A 15,542-nucleotide genomic window follows, 5' to 3' on the forward strand; every position below is an offset into this window, starting at 1 on the left:
TGATGTGACTATCAGCGGTACAACGGCCAATGTGGAAGAAGGCCAAACGGTTACGGTCGTGCTAAACGGTACCACTTACACCGCGCAGGTTAACAGTGATAGCTGGTCGATCACCGTGCCCGCCGCTGATGCGCAGGCTTTAATGGCTTCACACATCTTAACAGCAGATGTATTCAATACCGCTGGCGATGCAGCACCGCAAGCGACTCGCACAGTGGCCCATACTGTTGATTTACCGTCAGTGACCTTATCGGCGATCAGTACTGACGATGTGATCAGCGCCAGCGAAGATGATAGCGATATCACCCTAAGCGGTACCACAGCCAATGTTGAAGACGGCCAAACAGTCACCGTTACGATCAATGGTAAAACCTACAGTGCCACTGTGAATAACAACGCTTGGTCAACGACGTTGCCGGCGGCCGATGCGCAAGCATTAGGGGCGAGCGAAAGTGTTACGGTGAATGTTTCGAATGTGGCGGGGGATGCGGCGATACAAGTCGAGAGAACAATCGCCCACGATAGCTATAACCCTAGTGCCGATGATGACGGTGATGGCATACCGAATCTATTAGAGGGCTTGGATGATACTGATGGTGATGGCATACCTAATTACCTTGATGCTGACAGTGATAACGATGGTATTCCGGATGGCTTAGAGGCCGGAGTAACAGGTAACGATAGTAATGGTAATGGGATTGATGACGCGTTTGATGCTGAAACCTTGATGGTCGATGATAGTAATAACGATGGTCTGGCCGATAATGTATTGCCAATTGATAGTGATGGTGATTCGATACCAGACTTTCTAGACCTTGATAGCGATAACGATTCTATTCCTGATGTTATTGAGGTGGGCCAATTACCTAATAATCCTACAGATACCGATGGTGACGGTATTTATGACTTCCGTGATTTAGATAGTGATGGCGATCGCTTGCCCGATGCAATTGAAGTCGATGGTAGCCCGCTATTACCACCAGATACCGATAATGATGGCTTACCTGACTTTTTAGATGCCGATAGTGATGGTGATAGCATATTAGACACTCTTGAAAGCTTGAATTTACCGGTGCCGACCAATACGGATACCAATGGTAATGGTTTGGATGACGCAGTTGATGTCGCAATTACAGGTGGCGACGATACCAATGGCAATGGTGTTGATGATCGTTTTGAACCACTGGATACCGATGGCGATGATTTGCCCGACTATTTGGATTTAGATGCTGATGGTGATGGCATTAGTGATGCAGATGAAAATCAAATTAGCGACGTTGTGTCAGGTGAGGATAGCAACGGCAATGGCATTATTGATAGCTTGGATGTTGAGCTAACCCTAGGTAGTGATGCGAACAGCAACGGCATTGATGATGCCTTTGAACCTACCGACACCGATAGCGACGGCATTCCTGACTTTCAAGATCTTGATAGCGATAACGACTCTATTGCTGATGCCATAGAAGGCACCGTCGATACTGATGGTGACGGTTTAGGTAATTATCGTGATTTAGATAGTGATGGTGATTTACTACCTGATTCTTTTGAGGTGGGTAATGATTCTGGTATGCCACGCAACACCGATGGTGATGCAGAGCCTGATTACCTCGACCTTGACAGTGATAATGATAATTTACTCGATAGCGTAGAGTCTAATGTTGGCTTGGCGATCGATAGCGATAAAGACAGTGTGCCAAATCATTTGGATTGGGATACCGATAACGATGGTATTACTGACCTCAATGAAATAGCCGCGCTTATCAACAAAGATACTGATGGCGACTCTATCCCGGATCGCTTTGACGCCGATGCTGATAATGATGGCGTTTTAGATATAGGTAAGCTCGACGATGATAGCGATGGTATTGATGATAAAGTCGATGCGGATGTTAATGGGAGTCAGCGCCCTGATCTTGATGGTAATGGCATTATCGACACCGCAAATTTAACCGATAGTGACGGCGATGGTACGCCTGACGTGATTGATATCGATAGTGATAATGACGGCTTGCCAGATCTTGATGAAGTCGGTGGTTTTGCGCTTGATGTTGATGGTGATGGTCGTATTGATGGTGAAGATCGCAATGGGAATGGCTTAATTGACTCTATAGATAATGCGCTGGGGCAATTGTTATTATTGCCTGTTGATACGGATGGTGATGGCTTACCCGACACCCTAGACCTTGACTCTGACGGCGATGGTCTGACCGATCTCAGTGAAGCGGGCTTGACGGTGGTGGACCCTGATGGTGACGGTGTTGTAGGCACAGGGTCTTTTGCCGACAATAATAACAATGGTTTAGGTGATCTTGCGGACCCGAGTGTTGGTGGTAAGCGAGCGGAGTTTATTGATCGTGATTTTGATGGTATTCCAGATACCCGCTCACTCGATAGCGATGGTGATGGTATTAGCGACTTAGTCGAGGCTGCGGGTAGTACAGTTGCTGAAGCTATCGATCCTGACGGTGACGGTAAGGTGGGTACTCAGGGTGTCACACCTATCGATAACAATAATAATGGCATTGCCGATGAGCTCGAGGGTTCGGATAGCAATGTTGAAGTGCGCTCACGAGCGGATGAAGATGGCGATGGTGTACCCGATGTATCAGAGGAATACCTTGAGAAAATATTGGTGCAGCCACCAGCGCAGCCTGTTAATCCGCTTTTAGGTGAAGTTGATCCAGCCCAAGCAGACTTTGATCGCGATGGGTACCCTGATGCTGTTGAGGTGCGTTACGGTGGTGATCCACTGCATGGTGCTGAGCAGGATACCGATGGTGACGGTGTTCCAGATTGGGTAGAAAATACAGATATTGATGGCGATGGTAGTAGCGACAGCGATAACGATGGCTTTAATGATTTATTGGAGCAAGTTATTGGTACTGATTTGCTCAAAGCTGACACCCAAGAGGAGCTATTTGATGCGGCTAATCGTTATTTATTGAATGCAAACCGCTATGTAGGTCGTTCGGTGAAGCCGGTTATTTGGATCGATATTGCACAAGGCGGTGACGAGTCTATTAATATTGCAGTAGATAATGGTGCGACGACTTTTACAGGACGCATAGGGAACTACCATGTATTTGGTGATCCACGAGACCCCACTACAGTACCTATTTATCGCTGGTCTAGCGATGTTGTATCGCTGAGTGATGCCATTATCGGGGATACCAATACAGCGACTTTGTCGGTTGACACGAGCGCTTTGGTGCCGGGTCTTTATAGCGTAATGTTGAGCGTGACTCTGGGTGGGCATGAGTCCATTACAGAGCAGTTTATCGAGGTCGTTGCTACGGGAGCACTGCGTGATAGTGATGCAGATCGTCACCCCGATGATGTTGACGATCGCAATGCAGATGTGGGCTATTTACGTGCGATACAAACACGTACGGGCCGTTATTTAAATGCCGATAGCTTGGTTGGCGTTGATGGTAAGCCTTTTAGTGATAAAGCTATTCGCTTGCGAGCAGGGCAATTAGCGCAAGTGAGTCGCGCTGGCGGTATTGCATTAACACAAAGTGACTTTAAAGAGGCTGTGGATCGATTGATTGCTCGCGGTTATCCAGCGGCAAGCGGGCAGGATACCGGTTATGAATACGGCCATATCTACGATTACGAGGTGACTAACTTGCCTCATGTTGGTGCAAGCGCACGTATTGTGATACCTCTTAATGACGCCGTACCTGCTAAAGCAATATTGCGTCAATACTCTACACTCAATGGTTGGCAAGACTTCATCATTAGCGAGCGCAATGCCTATGCAACAGCTTCATGGGTTAATGGTCAGGTTGGTGTGTGCCCTGAGCCGGGCGATGGTGCTTATCGTGCTGGCCTAAATGAAGGGGATCATTGTTTGGCGTTAAGTGTTGTCGATGGCGGTTTAAATGATGCGCAGCCTGACGGGGATAAAGTAGGGCAGGGTAAGGTGAACGGCTTGATAAAAAGTCAAATAGCAATTGGCCGGCCACTAGTGACCGATGTGGAATCCCCCACTGACGTACCCCCTGATGCTGGCCGTATAGAAACGGGCCTGCGTGGTGGTGGCTCATTAGAGTGGCTAAGTTTGTTGGTATTGCTAAGCTTATTAATTGTTCAACAACATTCCAAAATAGCTCTCATTAAAAGGTCTAAAAATGTATAGTCAGAGTCATAAAATTGTTGGTGCACGCTCGCTTTTTTTAATGTTGGTTTTAGGTACTGCGAGCACTCATGCTACCGCTATACCACGTCATTGTGAGCAAAACCCAACGGCTAGTCAGCTGCCTGAAGGTACACAGCTCTATGATTGTAGCGGTTGGTACGCGGGCATTGGTTTAGGTGTATCTAAGTTAAAGCCACGCATTGTTAATTTACCTGAGACACTCGATAAGACAGCAGACGCTGTTTTGCCGACGTTATTCTTAGGTTATGACCTGAATGCCCAATGGTCACTAGAAGGTCATTATAGCGATCAGGGTGAGGCTACGTTTGATTCTGGTGCTGCGATTGACTATAGCCATATGGGGGCCAGTGTACTTTATCATGTGGGCCAGCACCTACCTGGTTGGCACGCCTATGCTAAATTGGGTGTCAGTCAGCTCGATACGTCGTTGGCAAAAGGTCGTGATGATGGTGGCGTGTTCAATTATGAGCAGCTTAAAAGCACGCAATTACATGTAGGTGCAGGCATAGAATACATGACTAAAACTTTATGGGGCTTGCGCTTAGAGGCTTTGAGTATTGATAAAGATAGTCATGAGCTCACGCTGAGTATACTCAAGCGTTTTGGTCGTGATGCAGGTAAAACGAAGGCGAAATATGTAGCTATACCGGCGCCTACTCCTGAGCCTGAACCTGCTGCACCTGCAGTATTGTGTAATGCGCCGCAAGGTGTGTTGGATGGCGTTTATTTTGTCACTGCATCAGCAAGGTTAACCGAAGCGAGTAAGCAAGTGCTTAATAATGTGATTAATGAGCTTGTACCATTTCCTAATGTGAAAATTGCGGTGCGTGCACACACCGATAGTCGAGGCTCAGAAGCTTACAATTTACTGCTATCTAAAAGCCGTGCTGCAAGTGTTAGAGTTTATTTGCAACAACATGGCGTTATTAATGTACAGTCAGAGGGGTTTGGTGAAACAAGGCCTATTGGTGATAATAACACTGAGCAAGGACGCGCTAGTAACCGCCGCGTTGAAGTAGAAGTGCTAAGTGATGAGTGTGCCCCTTAACGGTAAATTTAATCTGTTATGTTACCATTCGGGTAGGCTGAAAGCATGATCAGTGTAAATATTGATGAGTCATGCATTAGGCATTTAAGCGTCAGGCCCTTCAGGGAAGGCCGGATCAGGCAATGCAAAATTATAAGGTGGTTGAGAGGGTCTTGAGTAGTAATGTAATTATGCCTGTTGTTAATTCAAATGTTATTTGAAACAATATTTGAATTGTTATTTGAAGTAATCTCAAAAGTGGAACTCATTTTTTGAGATTACTCATTCACGGACCCGTAAATTGGGCTTAATACTTTATGATTGAGCCACTAGGTAACCTGCGATTTTTCGCTCTTGCAAGGCCTAATCTTGGGTATCCCGATGCAGGTGCAAAGCCTACCCCGCGTGGCTATTCTGACGCAGCCACTATGCACAGCCACTATGACACAGCTACTAGATAAGTGCTCTTGGCACTTAACGATTAAAAAAAATCCAATAGTGCCCTGTAAGATAAGAGTTTGCTATTTGGCTGGGTTTTGTATTTAATTTTTTTGCAATTATATAATTTCTCTTTTTAATATGCAAAATGCGACTTATTCAAAAATATCAGAGTGTTTCTAGGATTAATGAATTAATTCAGTCTAATAATTCCCTGTATTCATTGGTAAAAAATAGAGTTTTTATTTTTTTGATATAAGCATTGTACTATTAAGCATAGTTAAAAAATATTTAAGCGATTAGCTGTCGGCCTTAAGATTTTCTATCCGGCAATGAAAAATCACATTTAATGTGTTTGTTATTCAATTCTATATGATAATCATTTATAGTAATTCTCATATGGTATGTGTAGTAGCTCATGTAATTATATTGTTTAATCTTGATTATGATTCTAGAGCTATTCTTAATATTAGAGACCTAAGCGGCTAGAGCACTTAATTAATGTGCTTTTAAATGGCTTTTCAGGTTAGGCAGTTATTTTATTTTTTATGTGGTACATATCAGTAAGTGCCGCAATGCATACAGTTAAATCAAGAAATTGTATATAAATATGTTATTTAATTGTTGGTCTGTCTGTAGTTTTTAAATGCCGTAAAGATATGGCATGAATATTAAACCGTTTCTTTATAGTTAATTAACATATTTATTTATGGTATTGGTATTGCTTTAACTTTACATGAAGTATATTGATGAGACATTTATCATGGCAACATATTTGGTGACAGGCGGATGTGGTTACCTGGGCTCGCGTTTGGTCGGGCACTTGATAGGCGATGGCCACTACGTAAGAGTACTTGATAACCTATCATATGGGGTTGCCATGAGTGCAATAGACTGCATAGATTTAAGGATAGGTAATGTCTGTTGTGCGCAAACTGTTGATACATACATGGAGGGTGTTGATGGGTGTTTTCATTTGGCAGATGTTTCTGAATCTGGATTTGATAAACATAATCTTCGTGATATTAAAATAACACTAGCAGGTGGCTTTAATATATTTTCTGCAGCGGCAAAGCATAAAGTTAAAGTGGTGTATATTTCTTCATCTGCTATCTACGGTGATAATGCCGATTTACCATTAAATGAGCAAGCAGAAGCTTGCCCATTAACAGCCTATGCCGCAGATAAGCGAGCGTTGGAACTACATGCTAAAGTCGCTTCGATTATGGAGTCAACCCCAACGGTTGGCTTAAGACTTTTTAATGTTTATGGTGAGCGTTATGAATGTGAGGGGGGCAGTAGTGATGCGGTTGCCCAATTTGTTGAATGCGTAATTAATAATAGAGCCATCGAAATTTTTGGTGATGGTGAGCAGGTGCGAGACTATGTTTATGTCGAAGATGCTATCCATTTTATAATGTCTGCAATGGCATATCGAAGCACTACCGCAGAGATATTTAATGTTTGTAGTGGCGAGGGCATTAGTATCAATGATTTAGTTCGGCGCATAATGTGTATGACCCAAATCTTAGTTCCTACACATTATCGATCATCGCGTAGCGGCGATATTTATGGTTCGGTAGGTTGCCCTAAAAAATCAGAAGATAAACTGCATTGTAAAGTGTCAATAACGATTAATACCGGATTGAAAAAATTGATTGATTTTTATAGTAGGCGTAAAGCGTCAGCGGGTACACTTCCTGTGAGTACGCTGAGTATAGATCATAATAATATAGCCTTTAATACTTCATCAGCGGCGCATGGTACGCATCATCATAATACGTCGTTAGAGATTAGCAAGCCCTATCAAAATGCCATGCTATCTAGCAATACTTTGGATGGCGGTGCCTTTGGAGATGGCTTTCGAGGCGATCATATAAACTTTTAGTTTCTTCTGATAGGTTTGTCGCGTCAATATTTCCATATAATTTTTTGATAATCTAATACCTTTACCCAAAAACCCCCCGAGAGTATTTGTTTAATGAGTAGGTTGCACGCGTTAGATTTATTACGATTTATAGCTGCTATCAGCGTCGTTTTTTATCACTTTATTAATCGACCAGAAGCGACGGCATTTAAATGGTTAGCCCCTGTTACTCAATATGGTTATTTGGGTGTGCCTATCTTTTTTATTATTAGTGGTTATGTTATAGCGGTATCAGCCACTAATCGATCCGCTATTGGATTTGTAAAGGCAAGAATGATTCGACTGTATCCGACTTACTGGATAGGTTTAATTTTTACATTAATTTTTTTAATTTCTTTTGGGGGTCATATAGTTATTGAAGGGTCAATTTTTTTTGTTTTTCTTGCTAATTTAACAATGTTTAATGATTTGTTTGGGGTTAGTAATTTAGATGGTGTGTACTGGACTTTACATGCTGAATTGCGTTTTTATGGCTGTGTCTTTTTATTAATGCTATTAAAAGTGTTTGACCGATTTTATATATGGTTAAATATTTGGTTGGTGATGTCAATAATGCATTTTTTTATTGATCAGCCATTTTTTATGGGGTGGTTTATTAGTCCTGTATACTCTCCTTTTTTTATAGCAGGAGTGATATTTTATCTGTTTCAACGAGATGGAATGTCTTTAGCTACGCTTCTCATGTTGCTGGTTACATGCCTATTATCGTTGGTGCGGGCCTATGAAATAACGCCGAGCTTTATTGTTGCAGCCAGTCATTATCAAGGTGTTATGAGTGCTTTCATTATTTTTATTTCATTTCTGTTTTTTTTAATATTAACTTGTCGATGGGTTACGATAAAAAAATATCCTTGTATAACAATGCTTGGTACTATTACATATCCTCTATATCTTATTCATAACGTAGCTGGACGTATTATGATTGACCAAGGTAAGCGCTTTGTTAGCGAAGAGTTGGCTGTCACCGTGACTGTTGCGATCATGATTGTACTGAGTTTTTATATTGCTCAATATATAGAGCCTAGAGCGACCAAGATTTTTAAATCTAGTTTAATTTTATTTGAGCGTATTTTAAATAATTTTCTGTCGTTACAAATTTTTAATAAATAATATCTCATATCAAGCGTTAAATCATGGTTTTTTATGGGTATATAAAGAAGTAATAGTTCATGGTTGAGGTTGATTCCATTGCTGTTTTTTTCGATAAATAGTAGAAGGGCTTACATCGAGTAATGTAGCTGCTTTAGGTATGTTACCGCCTGTTAATTCAATAGCTTTTTCTATTGCTTCTCTCTCAATAGTAGCGAGTGTTTTAACCGGTGGTAATGGATGTTGATCATGACTGCTACCTTCGCTAAGTTGCTGGGGTAAGCTGTATGAGGTGCCGCTGCATGATGGATCAATGATTGTATGCTGGTTTTTAATTGCGCACGATATATTATCAAGTGATGCAAATGCTTTAGGGGTAAGGATGGATGTCTTGTGATCGTTGTTATAGCTATGGCTTATGCAATTTTTAGCCATTATTTCGATCCGATTTTTAGATGTTATTGATGTATTTTTTTTGCATTTAATTTGATTGAGAGGGGCGGGTAAATGTTCTAGTTGAACGGTGGTGTCGTTATGAAGTACTACGATATTACGCATAACATTTTGTAACTGTCTAATGTTACCGGGCCATGAAAAACTTAAAAATATATCCTTTACGTGATTTGATATCTCCGTAAACATTTTATGTTCTTCTTTTGTAAATTTTATTAGAAAGTATTGCGCTAGTAGTATTATGTCATTTCCACGCATTCTTAGAGGAGGCAAATGAATGGGTAAAACATTTAATCGATAATATAAATCCTCTCTAAAATTACCATTTTTTACCTCTTCATAAGGATCGCGATTAGTGGCGCAAATAACCCTAACATTAACGCATTCAACTTTACTGCTGCCTACTTTCTGGACGGTTTTGTTTTGTAAAAAACGTAGCAGCTTGGTTTGTAAATCAAGTGGCATTTCACCAATTTCATCTAAAAAAAGAGTGCCGCCATTAGCTTCTGATATAGCGCCTTTTCGCTCGGTATGTGCACCAGTAAAGGCACCTTTAATGTGGCCAAATAATTCACTCTCTATTAAGTCTCGAGGAATGGCTCCGCAGTTTATAGCAATAAATGGCTTATTTGCGCGTGAACTCTGCTGTTTAATAGCTTCTGCACAAACCTCTTTTCCTGTGCCACTCTCACCTGTGATGAGGACCGTAGCATCACTCGGTGCTGCGGCATCAATTGTTTTGTAAACTGCTTGAATGGGTGGACAGCTACCTATAAAGCCATGATAATGCTCGCGTTTTATATCTTCTTGTATTTTGGCGACAGCATGTTTGAGTTGATATGTTTCTATGCAGTTATAAACGGTTGTACGTAATCGGTCTGCATTGACAGGTTTTTCTAAAAAATCTTTTGCGCCCATGCGTACAAGGTTCATTGCAATATCAACAGAGCCGTGCGCTGTCACAATCACAACAGGGCATGTGTAGTGTTGACAAATCCAGCGTAATACTTCCTGCCCGCTCATGTCAGGTAGGTTGAGATCCAGCAAAATAATATCGGGCGGTTGTTTTTTAATGCAAGCCATAGCCTCTTTACCATTATTGCAAATAGTAATATTGGCATCGAGTGGTGACAAATACATTTCATAAGTCACAGCCAGTGATCGGGTGTCTTCAACGACTATAATATTGGCCTTATCACTCATGGCGTTAACGATTTTCCTTCAGTACTTACTGTATTAAAGTGCATTAAAATTGTTGTGTATATTATGAATAATGTGTATCGGTATTATCATATGATGACCATGACGGTACGTTTCTAACTATAGTGAGTTTCTAGCATAAGCAGTGTTACGTCATCACTGGGTTGACCTGCAATAGTATCAAAGGCTTTCAGGACTTCATGCACAGCTTGATGGATCGGTTGATGGCTGGTTTCTGCAATTACATCTAGCATACTTTGTTCGAGGTGCGCGCGGTTACTCGCTTTCTCGGCACCCTCAAATAACCCGTCACTATACAATACGAGTCTATCTCCTTGTTCAAGAGTGAGTTGTTGGCTTTTATATTTATTTTGAGCGATTAGCCCAGGTAGCATACCGCCGCAGTCAAGACGTGTGACTTTGCCATGACTAACGATCAATGGTGGCGGATGCCCGCCGCTTGCGAGGCAAATTTTACCATCACTGAGTAGCTCTATAACCAGTGTAGTTAAAATAGTATGGCTTAGCAGGTTATCTGCAAATGCCATATCAGAAAGGTGATCGAGTACAACAGCGCAATCAAAGGGTGGTTGGTTCGCTTGGCAAGGCGCCATGCTACGCACTAAACCTCGTAAATACCCTGTATGGGCATGTGCGAAAAATTTGGCACTAATGTCATGTCCCATGATATCAAGCAATACCAATGTGGGATTGGGGGTTGCTTCTAAAAATACGGCATCACCGCCGCCATGTCCGGTATTGCGGCTGCCATAGGCGAGTTTCCAGCTCAATATATGAGGAGGTAGGCTAGGGTACAGTGCGCGAGTGATTTTATGATCTAGGCGCTCGGTTACGCGATTAATCAGTTGATTCGTACGCTGTAATATACGTTCTATACTGGCTGTCAGTTGTGTTTTGGTGACCGGCTTTTGTAGAAAGTCATCAATACCTAGATGCGCAAGGCGTTCGATATTCATCATATCTTCTGTGCCAGTTAAAAACATAAAGGGTATAAGATCGGTTGTGCTTTGCCCGAGTAATGACTTTCTAAAATCTATGCCATTAATGCCAGGCATTGAAATATCAGATACAACAATATCAATAGGCTGTTTTTCTATAGCGTCAATCGCTTCTTGTGCTTCATGGCAAGCAATCACGGTATAGTCGCCGCGAAGGTATTCTGTATATAAGTAATTTTGAGCGGGGTTGTCTTCAAGTAATAAAACACGAATTTTTTGGCTTTTTTGTGGCCAATGCATATAGCAAATAATACAATTGACAAAAGGATCTTGTTCTATTTTATAGTTGACTTGTTGACATGTTGCTTTAATTAAACTTAGGCCTCGGCCATGCTCTGCTAAGGGGCTAATGTCATCTAATTCAGGAGGCGGGGTGTTAAATGGGTTAAATGCGCCGCCATTATCGCGATACTCAAAAATAAGGTGGTCGGCTGTTTTATAAATGCTAATACTAATAGACGTTGCCTTTGGTTTTTGACTGTAGTCGGTGCTATTAGCAATAAGCTCACTGCTAGATAATAGTAAGGGGTTGACTATTTGTGGCGGCCATTGAAGCCGCTTAGCAATTGCATTGATATCGGACCGGCACTTTTTTAAAGTCGTTAAGTTGCAGTCATAAACTTGAAAAAATAAACAGCGCCGCATATTAATTTACCTAGCATGTCAATGTATGGATTGCGATCAAAAAATTATCTGCTGATCATAATGTTTTTAAAAAATCTTTTTGTGCCTCTACTGTTTTTTGAGCCAGTAAATGTATATCTTGCATGGCATGATGAATATTACCGAATTCATTAGTTTTTATATTTAATTCAATAATTTTTGCTCTGGCTGATAATTCAATAGCTCCAAAACTAGCGGAGCTACTTTTCAATATGTGTGCTTCATCTCCAAGAGTTGACCACATTTCTTGAGAAAAAAGTAGTTCCATCTTAGGAATTCTTTCATCTAATTCTTTAAAATAAATATCTAGAATGACTCTTATCGAAGATTCAGAAGTATCCTTTATTAGCTGAGAAAGTATTCTAGAGTCAAGAATGTTATCAGATGATTTTTTTATAGGCTTATTGTTTTTATTGTATGTGAGATGTGTTTTTTTAAATTCGTCCTGTTGATATTGATTATCTTTTTGATTGTTTTCTTGTACAGTTCCTTTGGTAGATTGTAACCAATACTCAATTTTTTGATCAAATATTTCAGTGTCAATGGGTTTGCTGATATAGTCATTCATGCCCGCAGCAATGCATGTTGCTCGATCTTCGGCAAATGCATTGGCTGTCAATGCAATAATAGGTGTTTCTTTGTTGCAGTTATTGCCTGCACGGATATGACTAGTGGCTTCTAGGCCATCCATTATTGGCATTGATAAATCCATGAGTATTAAAGGATAATGCCTTGTTTTTATTTTTTCGAGTGCTTCTTTACCATTACAAGCAATATCTGCGGTTATATTGTGTTGTTCTAGTAGAGCTAAAGCGACAGCACGATTAGTTTCTCCATCTTCAACTAATAAAATATGGGTGTTGGAATTATTGCTAATTTCACTATCTTTAGTATCGTTAATATTTTCTTCTTCTAGTACAGCTATCAATTTTTTAGCAGATAATGGTTTGTCTAATGATAATGTGAACCCACGATGTAAGTTGTGTCGCATTTGATCGGCTAACCGCATGTCACTGATACAAATGAAAACGAAGCGTTTTGCACTTAAAAAACGATCGGCTATTTTATGATAATGACGGGAGTTCTCTCTAAATTCATCCGATTCGCCGAAAAAAAATGCTGTTTCTATTGGTGCCGTTAATGCGCGAGTTATCTCTCTAATGTAGTAAACTTTAATATTCCAATAGCTAAGTTGTTTTTCCAGTGCCATTTCAATAATGCTATTGTCGCAATCTAAAAAAGCGGCAATTTTTTTTTGCTTTAAATGTTTATTTTTTTTTATTCTGTATTGATCGAAAATTTCTCTTCCTAAATCTATAGAGTTGCTAGGAAGCAGTGGTAATAATACAGTAAATGTAGATCCTCGATTAGGAGTGCTGGATACATGGATTTGACCAGACATCAATTCAACCAGCTGTTTGGCAATGCTTAGCCCTAATCCAGTACCGCCGAATCTGCGATTTTCAGAAGATTCTGCTTGGATAAAAGCGCCAAATACATTGCGACATTCTTCGCTAGTCATGCCAATGCCTGAATCAATTACTTCAATTTTTATTAGTTTATCATTATGCGGCTCTATGTTTACATGAACTCCGCCACGCTCAGTGAACTTAATGGCATTATTGATTAAATTGATGAGGATTTGCCTAATGCGCTGTTCATCGCCAGAAAAAAATGTGTCGCATTCTGGGTGTACACTAATTGCTAATTCGGTATTGTTTTGTGCTGCCCTTATCCAAAATATAGAAGCTAAATCATCTAGTAAATTATTGATATTGAAAGGGGCAATGTTCAATGTGAAATGGCCGGCTTCTATTTTTGAAAAATCGAGCACGTCATTAATTAAAGACATTAGTGTTTGACCACCTGTATGAGCAATTTCGGCATATTTTTTTTGTTTTTCAGTGAGTTCTGTATTTAATAATAATTGTGCCATATTGAGTATTGCATTTAGGGGCGAGCGTATTTCATGGCTCATTGTTGCTAGGAAGCGTCCCTTTGCATCATTGGCTTGTTCGGCTTGTTTTTTTGATATGTTAAAAGCATCAAGGTAGTGCTCATTATTATTATCAGGTGACGTTATAGGCTCTAGAATAATTGCATACAGTGCATACCTATCTTTTTGCTTTTCATGAAGGTGTGGAAGTAATTTTGCTTCAATTTTTTTAGGATTTTTAAAAATGTAAAACTGATTTTCTATGGTTTGATATATTGAATTATTTTTTTTAATGTATTCGATGTTTGTGGTATTGGTTATAGCTTCTTTTAAGCTATTGCGAAGAATTTGTGATGTTTTTATGGTGTGGTTAGCAGAAATTATCTCGCCGTTATCGTTGAATATTATTAAAAGGTTCTTATCGATTTTTTTATTTATTGATTTAGTATGGCCAAATGCTATTTTTAATAAATTTAAATCTTCAATAATTAAAATTATTTGATTTTTTTGTTTGATGGTGACTATATTGCATGCTATTAAATTGTTTATGCTGTTAGCTTTTTCTTTTATTAAATAAATATTATTACTTTGTTCTTGTGATTTTATGATGGATAGCCAGAGTGTTATCTGTTCTTTACTTGGGTTGTTAAGTAGTGAAATTGCAATATCATTTAATTGAAATTCTTTATAGCTAGCATCAGTTTTTATGCTTGGTTGATTTAATAAATGTATGTCTAGCATTGCTATTACCCAATATTAAAAATTACTTTTTTATCAATTGATTTGTAAATATAATTATGTATATCATAGGGGTATCATGAGTAAGCTATTCCTGATTTTTTGTGATAACCAATAAGATGTTTTAGGGAATATCTTATGAATTCTCTTAGACTCTCTGATCAGTTCTTGCCCTAGCGAAGGATTGTATTGATTATTCATCACAATAGCATGCGGTTTAATACCTTGCTGCGCTAATAAATGCATAGCGCTTTTTAGGTGTGGCGCTTTAGTTTTGCCTGCCAGTACCATCAATATAGTTGCATCGACAGCAGTAGCAATAAGATCGGCAGGTACTATTTGATTGGCTTTAGTACCTTGATGTTGTGCACCTAAAGGGGCGCAGTCAATAACCAGCGCATCAAAATTTTTTTCTAAGTACTCTAAATGCTGGTTAAGAATGCTAGGATTGCGTAAAGCTAAAATATGATTTTGCTCTTGTGGTGCGAGTACACCGGTCACAATATCTTCCATGTTGTGACCGGTAACTAGCATGGGTGAAGCTAAGCGGGTGCTTAGAAGTGCTGTACTTTTACTCAAACCACTTTGTTGATTTTGGTCAGCAGTATTACTATCGTGTATATCTGACTGGGTAGTGTTCTTTGGGAGATCATAGAGCGCTGTCATCGCTGGAGCTAATGAATTCATTTCAACATACAGCACCGAGTGACCTGCCAGCAGGTGTCGTTGCGCTAGTGCCATGGCTAAAGTAGAGACACCAGAGCAGTTATCACAAGCTGTAATCGCAACGCGCTTGGACCCTTGACCTAAAGTCTTTAAATATAAACGATCTAAATCTGGATGGTGAATCAGTTGCATGGTGATGCCTGTTAATAATACGAATACATAAT

7 protein-coding genes and 1 pseudogene are annotated in these 15,542 nt (G+C 40.1%); 4 read left to right on the forward strand and 4 right to left on the reverse strand.

Annotated features, from left to right (window positions below; all coding sequences use genetic code 11):
• The 4 genes and pseudogenes from AC438_RS03215 to AC438_RS03230 form a co-directional block, all read left to right on the forward strand.
• A pseudogene (locus tag AC438_RS03215) lies at positions 1-4,141 on the forward strand (hypothetical protein); the annotation flags it as partial.
• On the forward strand, positions 4,134-5,210 hold the full coding sequence (locus tag AC438_RS03220) for an OmpA family protein (RefSeq protein WP_053979840.1): 1,077 nt from the start codon (positions 4,134-4,136) through the stop codon (positions 5,208-5,210). The pseudogene AC438_RS03215 and the gene AC438_RS03220, both read left to right, overlap by 8 nt.
• Before the next feature lie 1,180 nt (positions 5,211-6,390).
• Entirely contained in the window at positions 6,391-7,515 is a 1,125-nt protein-coding gene (locus AC438_RS03225) for an NAD-dependent epimerase/dehydratase family protein (RefSeq protein ID WP_162230687.1), read from the forward strand.
• A gap of 93 nt (positions 7,516-7,608) precedes the next feature.
• On the forward strand, positions 7,609-8,664 hold the full coding sequence (locus AC438_RS03230) for an acyltransferase family protein (protein ID WP_053979842.1): 1,056 nt from the start codon (positions 7,609-7,611) through the stop codon (positions 8,662-8,664).
• A gap of 57 nt (positions 8,665-8,721) precedes the next feature.
• On the opposite strand, the gene AC438_RS03235 is transcribed toward AC438_RS03230, so the two are convergent.
• The 4 genes from AC438_RS03235 to AC438_RS03250 all read right to left on the reverse strand — a co-directional run bounded on the left by AC438_RS03235 (position 8,722) and on the right by AC438_RS03250 (position 15,510).
• Positions 8,722-10,299 carry a sigma-54-dependent transcriptional regulator gene (locus tag AC438_RS03235; RefSeq protein WP_053979843.1) on the reverse strand — a complete coding sequence of 526 codons (1,578 nt, stop codon included), beginning with the start codon at positions 10,297-10,299 and terminating at the stop codon, positions 8,722-8,724.
• A gap of 113 nt (positions 10,300-10,412) precedes the next feature.
• Positions 10,413-11,960, reverse strand: a complete 1,548-nt coding sequence (locus AC438_RS03240; protein ID WP_053979844.1) for a SpoIIE family protein phosphatase — start codon at positions 11,958-11,960, stop codon at positions 10,413-10,415.
• A gap of 55 nt (positions 11,961-12,015) precedes the next feature.
• A complete protein-coding gene (locus tag AC438_RS03245) occupies positions 12,016-14,655 on the reverse strand; it encodes a hybrid sensor histidine kinase/response regulator (RefSeq protein WP_053979845.1) in 2,640 nt (879 codons plus the stop codon).
• 63 nt (positions 14,656-14,718) lie between these two features.
• Positions 14,719-15,510, reverse strand: coding sequence for a P-loop NTPase family protein (locus tag AC438_RS03250; RefSeq protein ID WP_053979846.1), 792 nt, complete (start codon positions 15,508-15,510; stop codon positions 14,719-14,721).
• Between the last annotated feature and the right edge of the window lie 32 nt (positions 15,511-15,542).

The sequence above is a fragment of the Marinagarivorans algicola genome (genome assembly GCF_001292705.1).
GTDB classification, from domain to species: domain Bacteria; phylum Pseudomonadota; class Gammaproteobacteria; order Pseudomonadales; family Cellvibrionaceae; genus Marinagarivorans; species Marinagarivorans algicola.